The following is a 12,560-nucleotide window of genomic DNA, read 5'->3' on the forward strand; positions in this document are numbered from 1 at the left end:
GTCACCCTTCTGCTTTTAATTCTAATAGTGAATCACGAAGCTGCGCTGCACGTTCGAAATCAAGCGCTTTTGCCGCTTCTTTCATTTCTTTCTCTAAACGAGCAATCGTATTCGCACGCTCTTCCTTCGTCATCTTTTTCGAAGTAAGTGGCGCTGCTTCGTACTGCTCTCCATCTTCAGCTGCTGTCGTTGCACGGATTACGTCACGCACACCTTTTTGAATTGTCTTTGGCGTAATACCATGCTTTTCGTTATATTCTTCTTGAATTTGGCGACGACGCTTCGTTTCATGAATCGCGATTTCCATCGACTTCGTAATACGGTCTGCATACATGATAACATGGCCGTTCTCATTACGCGCTGCGCGGCCAATCGTCTGAATAAGAGAACGCTCAGAGCGAAGGAATCCTTCTTTATCCGCATCTAAAATTGTAACAAGTGACACTTCCGGAATATCGAGACCTTCACGAAGTAAGTTAATCCCAACTAACACATCAAATTTCCCTAAACGAAGATCGCGTATAATTTCAATTCGCTCTAACGTTTTAATTTCAGAGTGTAGGTAGTTTACTTTAATACCAATTTCTTTTAAGTAATCTGTTAAGTCTTCCGACATCTTTTTCGTAAGCGTCGTTACAAGAACACGTTCATTTTTCGCAATGCGATCTTGAATTTCAGCTAATAAATCATCAATTTGTCCTTCAATTGGCCTTACATCAATATTTGGATCTAGCAGACCTGTTGGACGAATAATTTGTTCAACAACATCTGGTGAACGTTCCAATTCATAAGGTCCTGGTGTTGCAGATACGTATACTACTTGGTTTGTTTTCTCTTCAAATTCCTCAAACATAAGTGGTCTATTATCCATAGCAGACGGTAAACGGAATCCGTGGTCAACAAGCACTTGCTTACGCGCTTGGTCTCCGTTATACATTGCACGTACTTGTGGTACGGTTACATGTGATTCATCCATTACAATTAAGAAATCATCCGGGAAGTAGTCAATTAGCGTATACGGTGTTGACCCTGCTGGGCGAAGCGTTAAATGACGGGAGTAGTTTTCAATGCCGGAGCAAAATCCCATTTCCCCCATCATTTCTAAGTCGTAACGCGTTCGTTGTTCTAGGCGCTGTGCTTCCAATAACTTTCCGTTATCACGTAACTTTTGTAACTGCTCTTCTAACTCTTGTTCAATATTTTTAATCGCTACTTTCATCTTCTCTTCACGCGTAACGAAGTGAGATGCAGGGAAGATTGCAACATGCTCACGCTCAGCAATCACTTCACCTGTTAATGCATCAATTTCGCGAATGCGATCTATTTCGTCACCAAAAAATTCAATACGAATGCAATGCTCGTCACGGGATGCTGGGAAGATTTCAACAACATCACCGCGCACGCGGAATGTTCCACGCTTAAAGTCAATATCATTGCGTGCATACTGAACATCAACAAGCTGATGCAGCAATTCATCACGTCCCTTTTCCATTCCAGTACGAAGCGAAACAACAAGCTCACTATACTCTTCTGGGGAACCTAAACCATAAATACAAGAAACACTCGCTACAATAATTACGTCTTTACGTTCAAATAATGACGAGGTTGCCGAGTGGCGCAGTTTATCGATTTCATCATTAATTTGCGCGTCTTTCTCAATAAACGTATCCGTTTGTGGTACATACGCTTCCGGTTGATAATAATCGTAATAACTAACAAAATACTCCACTGCATTATTTGGGAAGAAATCTTTCAACTCACTATATAACTGTCCTGCTAATGTTTTATTATGCGCCATAACAAGTGTTGGTTTGTTCACTTCTTGAATGACATTTGAAATCGTAAATGTCTTTCCCGTTCCCGTTGCTCCAAGCAACACTTGATGTTTTTTCCCATTACGAATCCCTTCCGCAAGTTCTTGAATCGCCTTTGGCTGATCACCTTGCGGGGAATATTGTGAGACAATCTCAAATTGTTGTTCCAAAAACACCGACCTCCTCATCAAAAATCTCTACTATTATTTTACCACGAACACCACGAAAAAAACCAAGAAAACGAACAGATATTCGGTAAATAATTCGACAAAAAAAGAAGGATCGCTCCCTTCCTTCTTTCAAACACTATAACTCTGGTACTGTAATCAATTCATATGTATTCCCTTTTTCACACTTTGTTAACGCATATACTGTTCGATCTTCCCTTTTTTCTTCGCTCATATCTCGGCATGTATCAAATTCAATCTCCTTATCGCCAAGTTTATCTTGTGAATTATCTTTTACATATTCAATCTCTTTTCCGTTATATTTTACCGTTTCAAAAATGGGATCCCCTTCTTTTGTATAATGAACAATTTGCACCTCATTTTCTTTTCCTTTTTTCATATTCGCTATAAATTTCTTAAACGTATCTATATTCTCGATGCCTTCCATTTTTACAATTACATCGCTTTTTTCATCTACTGTACTCGGTTTTGAGCAACCAATTAAACTAAATACAAGTAAACATATACAAACTACCATTCTCATACCGTCATCTCCTTTTCATAACGCTTCTCTATTCATATTCTGAACCCCTGCAAAAAAAGAGCTACTTTCTGCGAAAATAGCCCTTTCCCTTTTTCTTCTTTCGGAATACCACATATGAAAATGAAATCACGAATTGTTGGTTTTTCTACCTCTAAGAAACGTCTTAAAGTAGTCTGCCACTATAATACTCTTCAATACGAGCCGCACAAAATCAGAGGCTGACTGCGATGACTTCGTTTCAGAAGCTATTTTACCGGCATAGCGGATTTTTGGTAATCGGCTTCAGCCTCTTTTTTCACTTTTTCACAAAATTTAACAACGACTTTATCACCTGCAAAAAATAAAAATAGTTTGAGGAACGCCTTTAATGGCTTATTGGTACAAGTATATGTAAACCGAGTTTTCTGTTCATTGATTTTACTTAATTCATACTTAGCGGTAATTTCGAACATCTTAGCTAACGTGAAACCAACTTTAAGGTTCTTTTGATCAGGAGTATTGAGGTATTCTAGCGTTTCCACATCGTATTCTTCAATTCTTTTACCTTCTTTATATTTTTGACGGTATACACTTCCAACCACTTCTTCGGTCACTTTGACTGGTTTGTTCTCCAGAACTTCCGGCATAATCCTTTGCATATTTTCCAGTGGTCCCTCTAATAAGCTCCATACGTAATCAATCGGAGCATCAATTTCAATTTCCTTTATCCATTGTTTCAACTTAAATCACCTCGAATTTTTTTTTGAATGTATTTATATTTTTATTTAATCAGAGAAAATCCTTTTAGCTAGGAAAGGAAAAACATCGGCAAATGAAAGGACCGATGCTTAATGTTTTGTTTTTTTGAAAATAAATATTACCTAATTTCACGACCGGGGTAGGGATCAAATAATGGAAACATTTCATACTTTTGATTCAACAACATTGTCATCCCTCCAGTTCAAGTCTAATTTGTAACAAGAAGAGAATAATCCGCCTCAAATAGAACATTTGTTCTTTTTGTTTTTATTATAATACATAGCAAAAGAAACATGCAACACATATTCTTTTGCTAACGCCAACCGAAATTCCTCCTCTCCCTACTCATCGGGCTTCACTCTTCTCACTCCTTGAGTAAGAGGACTTCTTTCGGAACGCGTTAAAATAAAGTGAAACTTCACTCATTAAGGGTTTTCTTCATCCCCCAATTAGTGTGAGCCCGACCAATCAGGCTTTTACTGGCTGTTAATCTCCCACCTACACTTCTTTGCTTCTCTCAATTTTTGATGTAGGAGTCTTACAGCCAGTTAATGCGGGATAAAGATTTCATTGAACAACAATAAAATTCCCGCTATAAAACCCGCTTTTTTCAGCTTAAACATATAGCGTATTAGAAAGAAGCTCATCACGGAGCACCAAAATATAATTTCCGCACCAATTAAAAATGCCCAGCGGTACTCTGTAAGTATACTCACCTTTTTCCTTCCATTCTTTTTATATAGAATGCAAATGCTTCATCCATGTAAACTAATAATTCGTCTTCAATCGGATACATATTCATTTGCTGCGACTGTTCCTTTGACTTTCGAACTTCCCATAACTTATCTAAAAACCGTTCATCACCATTTGCCATTTCATTGCACTTTTTCATGATTTTGTCTGTCACGGTTTGTACTGCAATATCGTCTATACTCTTTCTAGCCTGCATAAGCGTGCGCATCTCTTTCAGTAAAACGATCCACTCTTTTACATCATCACGAGCTTCGCTCATATTCGGTAACCGTTTTAAAAATTGCTGCTCCTCTTCGGAAACCAACTCTCGCTGATGCGGAGACTGCTGTGATAGCTGAATTAGCCCAAACATCATATTCCAATCGAGCTCCCCTTCTATTTCTACCGAATACACAACCGCTTGAAGCATCTTCTCCATTCGCTGAAACTTTTTCTGTTCTTCCTGTACGAAGGAAAGTTGTTTTTGCAACGTACTTTTCAAGTCCCAATCATTGACTGTAAACATATGAATAATCTCTTTTAACGGAAAGCCCATTTCTTTTAAAAATAAAATTTGCTGCAATTTCATCACATCTTGCTCTGAATATAGGCGATGACCACCTTCAGTTTTTCCGCTCGGTTTCAGCAGACCACGCTCATCATAATATCGTAACGTGCGCACTGTAACGCCCGTTTCTTTCGTTAATTGTTGAATTGAAATCATCTTCAGCACCCTTTCCTCTTTCATTTTAAAAAATGACGTTACGTCACTTTTAAGGGATTTTTCTGTAAAAATAATAAATAAAAGGTAAGATGATACTAGATTACTAACAGAGGAGAAGATTCTATGAATTCCCGTGAAATCTGCCTTTATTGTAACGAAAATAGTTAGTGCATCATTTTCTTCCTAACAGATTTATGGCTATCTCATAATAAAAAATATACATGGAAGCAGGCGTTCATCTGCTTGCTTATTCCTTATATACTTCTATATTCAGTTGCTTTTACTTCTAGTCTTCTATAAAAAAACCCCTGCTACATGGCAGGGGGGGTACTCATCCTCTTTCATCCGATTCATCTTCCACTTCGACCAATTGATTACAAACAAATACATAATTTGTCCAATAACAAAAAGGACAAAAGGTACACCAGGGTTCCCGTTTACAATAAGGTCGTAAAGCCCCCACACCGCTAAACTAATCCCATAAAATATCCCTAAATATTTAAATGCTTTGATTGATGTCTTTCGTACTCATCTTGCATTTGCACCATAACTCCCCCTTATTGCAATGTAAAAATGTCTTCTACACTTACTTGAAAATACGTTGCGATTTTTAAGGACAGTTCTAAGCTCGGATTATAGTGATGATTTTCAATCGCAACAATTGTTTGCCTTGTTACATCCATTGCTTTTGCCATTTCAAGCTGCGTAATTCCTTTTTCTCTTCGTAATTCTTTAATTTTATTTTTCACAGGCATTTGCTTCATCCTTTAAAGTAAAGATATCTTTACTTTAATTGTAAAATTTCTCCTCCACTTAGTAAAGATATCTTTACATAAAAAGAAAATAAGTACGTTACACTTCAAGAAAACTCCCTCTCTCAAAATCTTACAATTTATTAATATATAATTAACGCATTCGTAATATTAAAGTGGAATATTCCAATGTTGATAGTTTTATTGCCTTTTATAAGTATTTTATCTATATTAATTTTGATTACTAACAAAGACGTACATAATAGAAGGGGATTTACACATGAAAACAAAATTATTAAAAGCGGTTACATCTTTAACAATTATGGGTGGCGTATTACTAAGCACAAATCATTCTACTGTAAAAGCTGAAGAGACAAGCTCTGTTGTCTTTCACGATGTGCCTCAAACACATTGGTCATATACAGCAATTATGGATTTAGCAAATGCAGGAATTATTGCTGGATATGGAAATGGTGTATTTGGTTTTGGAGATGATGTAACTCGTGAGCAAGTAGCTCGCTTAATTTATAATGTTTACGGCATCGAAGAGCAAATTGAATATAGCAATCCGTATGGAGATATAAACGAAAATTCCACTATGTTTATGGAAGAAATTTTAACTTTAACAGAAATTGGCGTATTTAGTGGCGATGAGAATGGAAACTTCCGTCCGAAAGCTTCCTTAACACGTGCAGAAATGGCACAAGTTCTTACAAATGCTTTCGATCTTCTTCCACTAGAGCAACACACATTTACTGACGTGCCAACGAACTCATGGGCAAACGACGCGATTAGTGCTGTATATTCTTACGGAATTACATCTGGTACTGGAAATGGGAAATTCGAACCTGCTACGAAAGTAACTCGCGAACAGTATGCACAATTTTTACACAATGTATTAAGTAATATGGAAGAATAAAAATAGCAAAAGAGCCCTATAGTGAAGGGCTCTTTTTCTTCTTAAATCAATACCTTAACAAGTATATATCCAAATACCGATAGCAATACCGATCCTATCACCCCAGCGTAAAACGCCTTCAGTCCAAGCTTACGAAACGTTTGAAATTGTACATTTAAACCAAGCCCAGCCATCGCCATTGCAAGAAGCATATAAGCAACTGTTACAACAAATTCAGCTACTTCTTCTGACACAATTCCTACCGAATTCAGGGCACTCATTGCTAAAAATCCAAAGATGAACCATGGAATCGGAATATCACGCCATGAACTCTTTTTTCCTTCATGACTTGTTCGATGAAACCAAATACCAATTCCAATTGCAACTGGAACGAGAAGAGCAACTCGCGTTAACTTCACGATAATCGCAATATCTAGTGCACCGCTTCCGCCAGGCGCTGCCGCTGCGATGACGTGAGCAATTTCGTGTAATGTTGCTCCAGAAAATACGCCGTATTCATAGGAAGATAAGCCGAAAACGGAATATAAAACCGTATAAAGCAGCGTAAAAATCGTACCTAAAATTGCGATTGTTGCTGCTCCTACGGCAATCTCATCATCTTTTGCTTTCACCTGCGGACCAATTGCAACAATTGCTGCCGCTCCGCAAATCGCTGTTCCGCACGCTGTTAACATACCTAACTTCTTCTCTACCCCAAATGCACGCGTTAACATATACACCGTAACAAGTGTAAAGACAATTACTAACACCGCAATTATTAACACTTTCGGACCAGCCTTTATAATATCCGCTATATTTAAGCGCATTCCGAGTAAAATAATACCAAGGCGCAGCAGCTTTTTGCTTGCAAAGTTCGTTCCTATAGTTGCCCCGACTGGAACGCCAACTGATGCACGCCACGCCATCCCAAGTAAAATTGCGATTACTAACTGTCCCATAATTGCAAAAAACGGCATATATGATATATATTTTGCGATAATAGCAATGAGCAATGTAATGGATATACCTTGCCCAAAACCGAGACTTTTCTTCTTTTGTAATAAAACCGCCTCTCCCACTTTCAATCACTCCAATATTCGTATTCATACTTTTATTGTAAAAGGGATGTTATCATAAGTTAAATATCAATATACTATCTCAATCATAAGTAAAACTGATGATTAAAAAGGAGCCTCGCTATGAATGTCGATCTTTTAAAAATCTTTGTCACTGTTGCTGAACAACAGCATTTCTCACGTGCGGCAGAACTTCTAAACTTATCACAACCTGGCGTTAGCATGCACATTCGTAATTTAGAAAATGAATTTGGAACGACGCTTTTTCACCGCTCGCCCAAGCATGTACAAATGACAGAAGCAGGTAACATTTTATACATTCGTGCAAAACAAATCCTTAGTCTATATGAAGAAGCAAAAAAAGAAATTAACGAACTTCATAACGTCGTGACGGGGACTCTTCGTATTGGAGCGAGCTTTACAATTGGTGAATACTTATTACCTAAAATACTTGCCGGCTATGCTAATGAAAATCCGCATGTTGAAGTGCATACCTTTATTTCCAATACCGAAGAAGTGCTGCAAAGTTTACGATCCAATCAAATTGACATTGGGCTTGTAGAAGGCCAGGTTGTGTATGCCGACGTTAAGGCGGAACCTTTTATGGAAGATGAAATGAAATTAATTTCTGCATCAAACCACCCACTAACAAAAGGAGAACATTCACTCCAAGATAGAGTATGGGTACTACGTGAAACTGGGTCTGGAACAAGAGCTTACAGCGACCGCTTTATTCATGATCATCAATTAAAAATGAAACGTCACTTCACTTTTAGTAGTACACAAAGTGTAAAAGAAGCAGTAGCCGCCGGGTTAGGCATCGCAATTTTATCCGACTGGACAGTGCGAAAAGAATTGCAAGCAGGAGAAATTGTTCACATTCCTTTGCCCCAAAAACTGATCCGTCCTTTTTCCATTGTTCGCGGTAAATACTACCTCGGATCAAAAGCGATTACAGTCTTTTTAGAACATGTGCAAGCATTTGTAAAAAAAGAAGATTGACCTTCACATTAATGTAAAGGTTTAAAATAGATTAAGAAAGGGGCCAAGTAACAGTGCGCATTGGAGAATTAGCAAAACAAACAGGGGTTAGTGAGCGCTCTTTACGTCATTATGAAGAAAAAGGATTACTCCCTTCCAAACGGCTCACAAATGGGTACCGTGACTTTGACGAAAGTGCCCTTGAAAAAGTTCAGCTCATTCAAATGTATTTGAGCCTCGGTTTGAACTTAGAAGAAACCGCACGCATGATTCATTGTTTAGAAATCAAGCCAGATTTATACGACAATCCATGTACCAGCATTCTGAAACTATATGAAGAAAAATTAATCGAAGTAACAAAACAAATCGAATTACTTTCTCATATTCAATCAAATTTACAAAAGCATATCACACTTTTAAATAAGCATACAGAAAGGGATTGATACAACATGTTCGTTATACACGGTAGTTCTCGCCAAAATGGTAATACAGAAGCACTTACAAAAATGATGACAGAAGGAATCGATGCAGAGCACATTCATTTACGTGACTACAAAATTGAGCCTGTTAAAGATCAGCGTCACGATGCAGAAGGTTTTCAATTTATCAATGATGACTATGAAAAACTAGTAAAGAAAATGTTAGAGCATGACACAATTGTGTTTGCAACACCTCTTTACTGGTACGGTATGAGCGGTCATATGAAAGACTTCGTCGATCGCTGGTCACAAAGCTTGCGTGATCCATCACTTCGCTTTAAAGAGCGTATGAAAGGCAAAAAGATGTACGTTGTAATCGTTGGTGGCGATAACCCTAAATTGAAAGCTTTGCCGCTTATTCAGCAGTTCCAATACATCTTTGATTTCGTTGGTACTTCTTTCTCTAACTACATTATCGGATCTGCAAATGCGCCAAATGAAATTGAAAATGATATAGAGGCAAGCGAAAAAGCGAAACAATTTAACAAATTATTCCGTTAATTCATTTGACAATTTTTATAAAATAAGCATACAATAAAAGTAACTTATGAAAGGAAGGTACTTTGTCTAATGATTTTCTAATTCTCTTTTTTATTCATCCATCACACATAGTGAACAAAAATGATGAAAACTAGAAGGGGATTAGTCTGTCCATTTGTCTGTACTTTCCGATGTAAAAATGTGCATCGCTTATTTGCGCACACCATTTTTACATATACGGACGGATCATACCCTCTCTAGTAGAACTAGGGAGGTTTTTTTATGAACATTTTACATGCACAAAACATTGAGAAGAGCTTTGGTGATCGTACCGTATTTACGTTGCCATCACTTGAAATATACGAAAATGACCGCATCGGTATTGTTGGCGTAAACGGTGCAGGTAAGTCAACATTGCTTCAAATATTAAGTAAAGAATTAGAACCGGATTGCGGAACTGTTACCCACTATGGATCAGCAGCAATAATTCCGCAACTTGGCGAACAAGAAACAGAAGGAGCGTCTTCCTTTGCAAAAGGGACATGGAATGTTAACCACGTAGGCAATGTAATGAGCGGCGGTGAACATATGCGCTTAAAAATCGCAGCAGCACTAGAACAAGACGCATCTATCTTATTTGCTGACGAACCGACAAGCCATTTAGATTTACATGGTCGTGAGCAGTTAGAGAAGTCATTACAATCCTATAAAGGAGCCATTGTCCTCATTTCACATGACCGTACGCTACTCGACAGCATTTGCACAAAGATTATTGAAATCGAAGACGGCACTATTCATGAATATAAAGGGAATTACTCACATTACCGGGCACAAAAAGAAAGGGCACGAATAGAACAACAAGGCGAATATGAGAAATATATAAGTGAAAGAAAGCGACTTGAACAATCCATTATGAAACGCAAACAACAAGCATCTGGAATGATGAGCATTCCAAGCCGATTTGGTTCTGCCGAATCAAAGTTCTTTAAAATGGCGGCAGCAAACAGTCAAGGCAAAGTGATGAAAGCAGCAAAGACATTGGAAACGCGTCTTGAAAAACTAGAGAAAAAAGAAAAACCAAAAGAAATTGTCGGTTCGAAATTTGATGTGCAGTATCATGCGCCGATTCATAGTAAATACGCACTCCATTTTCATAAAACAACAAATAAAATGGGAAAGCGCACACTGTTTCAACATATTACTGGCAGCATCACACCAGGCAGTAAACTAGCGATTATCGGCAAAAACGGAAGCGGTAAAACGACACTCTTTCGTATGATTTTAGAAAACGAGCGTGGCATTCAATTATCAAAAAGCTGTAAAATTGGTTATTTTGAACAAACGTTATCTATTTTACAAACTGAAAAAACAATAATCGAGAACATTATGGAGGAGACAAATTACAGCGAAGCTTTCGTTCGGACCGTACTTGCGCGTCTTCTCTTCCGCCGCGAAGATGTGCATAAGCATGTTTCTGTTTTAAGCGGTGGTGAGCGTATGAAAGTCGCATTAGCAAAGATTTTCCTTGGTGATTACAATATGCTGCTTCTTGATGAACCAACAAACTATTTGGATATCCTCGCACAAGAAGAACTAGAAGACATGTTAGCAGAGTACCCGGGAACTGTATTATTTGTCAGTCACGACCGTACGTTTATCCGTAACGTCGCTGATCATATTTTACACATTGATGAAGATGCGCCAAGAGTCTTTCACGGAAATTACGAACAGTATACAACGAAAACAGAAAAAACTTCTGTCAATCCAGCAGAACAAGAGCTAATGCGCCTCCAAACAAGGTTAACAGAAGTTATTGGGAGACTCTCAATGCCAAGTAAAAATGACAATGCCGCACTGCTAGAGCAAGAATACGAAAGGTTGCTTCAGGAAATTCGAACTTATCAGCAGTCTATTTGATAAAGTGAAACTTCACTAAGTGGGGGTTTTCTTCATCCCCCACTTAGTGTTAGTTGAACCAATCGGGCTTTTATGGGCTGTTTATCTCCCACCTAAACTTCTTCGCTTCCCTCAAGTTTTGAGGTGGGAGTTTTTACAGCCCGTTAATGCGGGATAAATTTCGTTTCATTTCCTAAGAAATATACAAATGACGACATTAAGGGGAGAAATCTATTATGCAGTTACACATTACGAAAGAATTGAATGAACAAGATAAAAATCATGTGAACAATAAACTTTATGAATATAACTTAAAGCATTTCCCAAAAGATTTAGGTGGAAGATATAAAGAAATTCAGCTTTTCCTTCGAGATGAAGATGGGAAGGTTCATGGGGGTGTACTAGGAGAAATTTGTTGGAACTGGCTAGAAATTCATACTTTCATGCTTGATGAAGATATACGTAAGCTTGGATACGGATCTAAGCTATTATTAGAAATAGAGCACATCGCAATCAATAACGATTGTGATTTTATTAAAGTAGATACACTAAGCTTCCAGGCATTAGATTTTTATAAGAAGCACGGTTATGAACAATTTGGCGTTCTTGAGAATGTTGGTAGGGATCATAAGCATTATTATTTGAAAAAAGATTTATAAAGTGAAACTTCAATCAGTGGGGGTTTTCTCCATCCCCACTGATTGTTAGCCCTACCAATCGGGCTTTTACTGGCTGTTAATCTCCCACCTAAACTTCTCTGAACCCTCTAAGTTTTGAGGTGGGAGTCTTACAGCCAGTTAATGCGGGATAAAAAAATGCTCAGCGTTCATTCGCTGAGCATTTTTTATATTTACGATACACGTACCGCTGTACCGCTAACTACAACCATTAACATACCATCGCGTACTACTTCATAATCGATATCAATACCGACAATCGCATTGGCACCCTTTTGTTTTGCAACTGTTTTCATTTCTTCCATCGCAATATCGCGCGCTTCTTTTAATTTTTCTTCGTATGCACCAGAACGCCCACCAACAACATCACGAACAGACGCAAATAAGTCACGTACAATATTTGCTCCCATAATCGCTTCTCCATTTACGATGTCGATGTACTCTGTTATTTCTTTCCCTTGAATTGTCGAGGTTGTTGTTACAAGCATGATTTACTTCCTCCTATGACTTCACTATTTGTTTGTACCTATCTCTATAATATACTTTTTTATATAAAAATACTTATGTAATAGCTACTTCACTATTTACTTCTTTCATTTGTC

The 12,560-nt window shown here is 37.9% G+C and carries 13 protein-coding genes and 1 pseudogene; 6 read left to right on the forward strand and 8 right to left on the reverse strand.

Annotated elements, in window-relative coordinates:
• Position 1: 1 nt before the first annotated feature.
• From uvrB to BAMA_RS00730, 6 genes and pseudogenes are all read right to left on the reverse strand, one after another.
• Positions 2-1,984 (reverse strand): excinuclease ABC subunit UvrB, encoded by a 1,983-nt coding sequence (gene uvrB, locus BAMA_RS00710; protein WP_034635068.1) that lies wholly within the window; start codon positions 1,982-1,984, stop codon positions 2-4.
• 136 nt (positions 1,985-2,120) lie between these two features.
• On the reverse strand, positions 2,121-2,525 hold the full coding sequence (locus BAMA_RS00715; protein ID WP_051758846.1) for a DUF4362 domain-containing protein: 405 nt from the start codon (positions 2,523-2,525) through the stop codon (positions 2,121-2,123).
• 245 nt (positions 2,526-2,770) lie between these two features.
• Positions 2,771-3,244, reverse strand: a complete 474-nt coding sequence (locus BAMA_RS00720) for an SRPBCC family protein (RefSeq protein WP_034635070.1) — start codon at positions 3,242-3,244, stop codon at positions 2,771-2,773.
• Positions 3,245-3,975: 731 nt separating this feature from the next.
• Entirely contained in the window at positions 3,976-4,725 is a 750-nt protein-coding gene (locus BAMA_RS00725; RefSeq protein WP_034635598.1) for a MerR family transcriptional regulator, read from the reverse strand.
• Between the two features lie 288 nt (positions 4,726-5,013).
• Positions 5,014-5,258: pseudogene (locus BAMA_RS24840) on the reverse strand (hypothetical protein).
• Positions 5,259-5,276: 18 nt separating this feature from the next.
• Positions 5,277-5,474 (reverse strand): helix-turn-helix transcriptional regulator, encoded by a 198-nt coding sequence (locus BAMA_RS00730; protein WP_034635071.1) that lies wholly within the window; start codon positions 5,472-5,474, stop codon positions 5,277-5,279.
• Positions 5,475-5,751: 277 nt separating this feature from the next.
• On the opposite strand from BAMA_RS00730, the gene BAMA_RS00735 reads away from it, so the two are divergent.
• Entirely contained in the window at positions 5,752-6,390 is a 639-nt protein-coding gene (locus BAMA_RS00735) for an S-layer homology domain-containing protein (protein ID WP_034635074.1), read from the forward strand.
• Between the two features lie 41 nt (positions 6,391-6,431).
• On the opposite strand, the gene BAMA_RS00740 is transcribed toward BAMA_RS00735, so the two are convergent.
• A complete protein-coding gene (locus BAMA_RS00740) occupies positions 6,432-7,448 on the reverse strand; it encodes a YeiH family protein (RefSeq protein WP_034635077.1) in 1,017 nt (338 codons plus the stop codon).
• A 120-nt stretch (positions 7,449-7,568) separates the two neighbouring features.
• Here BAMA_RS00740 and BAMA_RS00745 point away from each other — a divergent pair, with 120 nt between their 5' ends.
• The 5 genes from BAMA_RS00745 to BAMA_RS00765 all read left to right on the forward strand — a co-directional run bounded on the left by BAMA_RS00745 (position 7,569) and on the right by BAMA_RS00765 (position 11,940).
• Positions 7,569-8,447 (forward strand): LysR family transcriptional regulator, encoded by an 879-nt coding sequence (locus tag BAMA_RS00745; protein WP_034635078.1) that lies wholly within the window; start codon positions 7,569-7,571, stop codon positions 8,445-8,447.
• Between the two features lie 53 nt (positions 8,448-8,500).
• Positions 8,501-8,869, forward strand: a complete 369-nt coding sequence (locus tag BAMA_RS00750) for a MerR family transcriptional regulator (RefSeq protein ID WP_034635080.1) — start codon at positions 8,501-8,503, stop codon at positions 8,867-8,869.
• A 6-nt stretch (positions 8,870-8,875) separates the two neighbouring features.
• Positions 8,876-9,406: a flavodoxin family protein gene (locus BAMA_RS00755; RefSeq protein WP_034635085.1), complete on the forward strand. Its 531-nt coding sequence runs from the start codon at positions 8,876-8,878 to the stop codon at positions 9,404-9,406.
• A 261-nt stretch (positions 9,407-9,667) separates the two neighbouring features.
• Positions 9,668-11,302 carry a ribosomal protection-like ABC-F family protein gene (gene abc-f, locus BAMA_RS00760; protein ID WP_034635086.1) on the forward strand — a complete coding sequence of 545 codons (1,635 nt, stop codon included), beginning with the start codon at positions 9,668-9,670 and terminating at the stop codon, positions 11,300-11,302.
• A gap of 215 nt (positions 11,303-11,517) precedes the next feature.
• Positions 11,518-11,940, forward strand: coding sequence for a GNAT family N-acetyltransferase (locus BAMA_RS00765; protein WP_034635087.1), 423 nt, complete (start codon positions 11,518-11,520; stop codon positions 11,938-11,940).
• Between the two features lie 191 nt (positions 11,941-12,131).
• On the opposite strand, the gene BAMA_RS00770 is transcribed toward BAMA_RS00765, so the two are convergent.
• Entirely contained in the window at positions 12,132-12,446 is a 315-nt protein-coding gene (locus BAMA_RS00770; protein ID WP_034635089.1) for a heavy metal-binding domain-containing protein, read from the reverse strand.
• Positions 12,447-12,560: the final 114 nt, after the last annotated feature.

Source organism: Bacillus manliponensis (assembly GCF_000712595.1).
In the GTDB taxonomy this organism is placed as follows: Bacteria; Bacillota; Bacilli; order Bacillales; family Bacillaceae_G; genus Bacillus_A; species Bacillus_A manliponensis.

Coding starts and splice junctions, on each gene's coding strand:
- BAMA_RS00755 (WP_034635085.1), top strand. CDS start 8,876: ATGTTCGTTATACACGGTAGTTCTCGCCAAAATGGTAATACAGAAGCA.
- BAMA_RS00745 (WP_034635078.1), top strand. CDS start 7,569: ATGAATGTCGATCTTTTAAAAATCTTTGTCACTGTTGCTGAACAACAG.
- BAMA_RS00730 (WP_034635071.1), bottom strand. CDS start 5,474: ATGCCTGTGAAAAATAAAATTAAAGAATTACGAAGAGAAAAAGGAATT.
- BAMA_RS00770 (WP_034635089.1), bottom strand. CDS start 12,446: ATGCTTGTAACAACAACCTCGACAATTCAAGGGAAAGAAATAACAGAG.
- BAMA_RS00735 (WP_034635074.1), top strand. CDS start 5,752: ATGAAAACAAAATTATTAAAAGCGGTTACATCTTTAACAATTATGGGT.
- abc-f (WP_034635086.1), top strand. CDS start 9,668: ATGAACATTTTACATGCACAAAACATTGAGAAGAGCTTTGGTGATCGT.
- BAMA_RS00715 (WP_051758846.1), bottom strand. CDS start 2,525: ATGAGAATGGTAGTTTGTATATGTTTACTTGTATTTAGTTTAATTGGT.
- BAMA_RS00765 (WP_034635087.1), top strand. CDS start 11,518: ATGCAGTTACACATTACGAAAGAATTGAATGAACAAGATAAAAATCAT.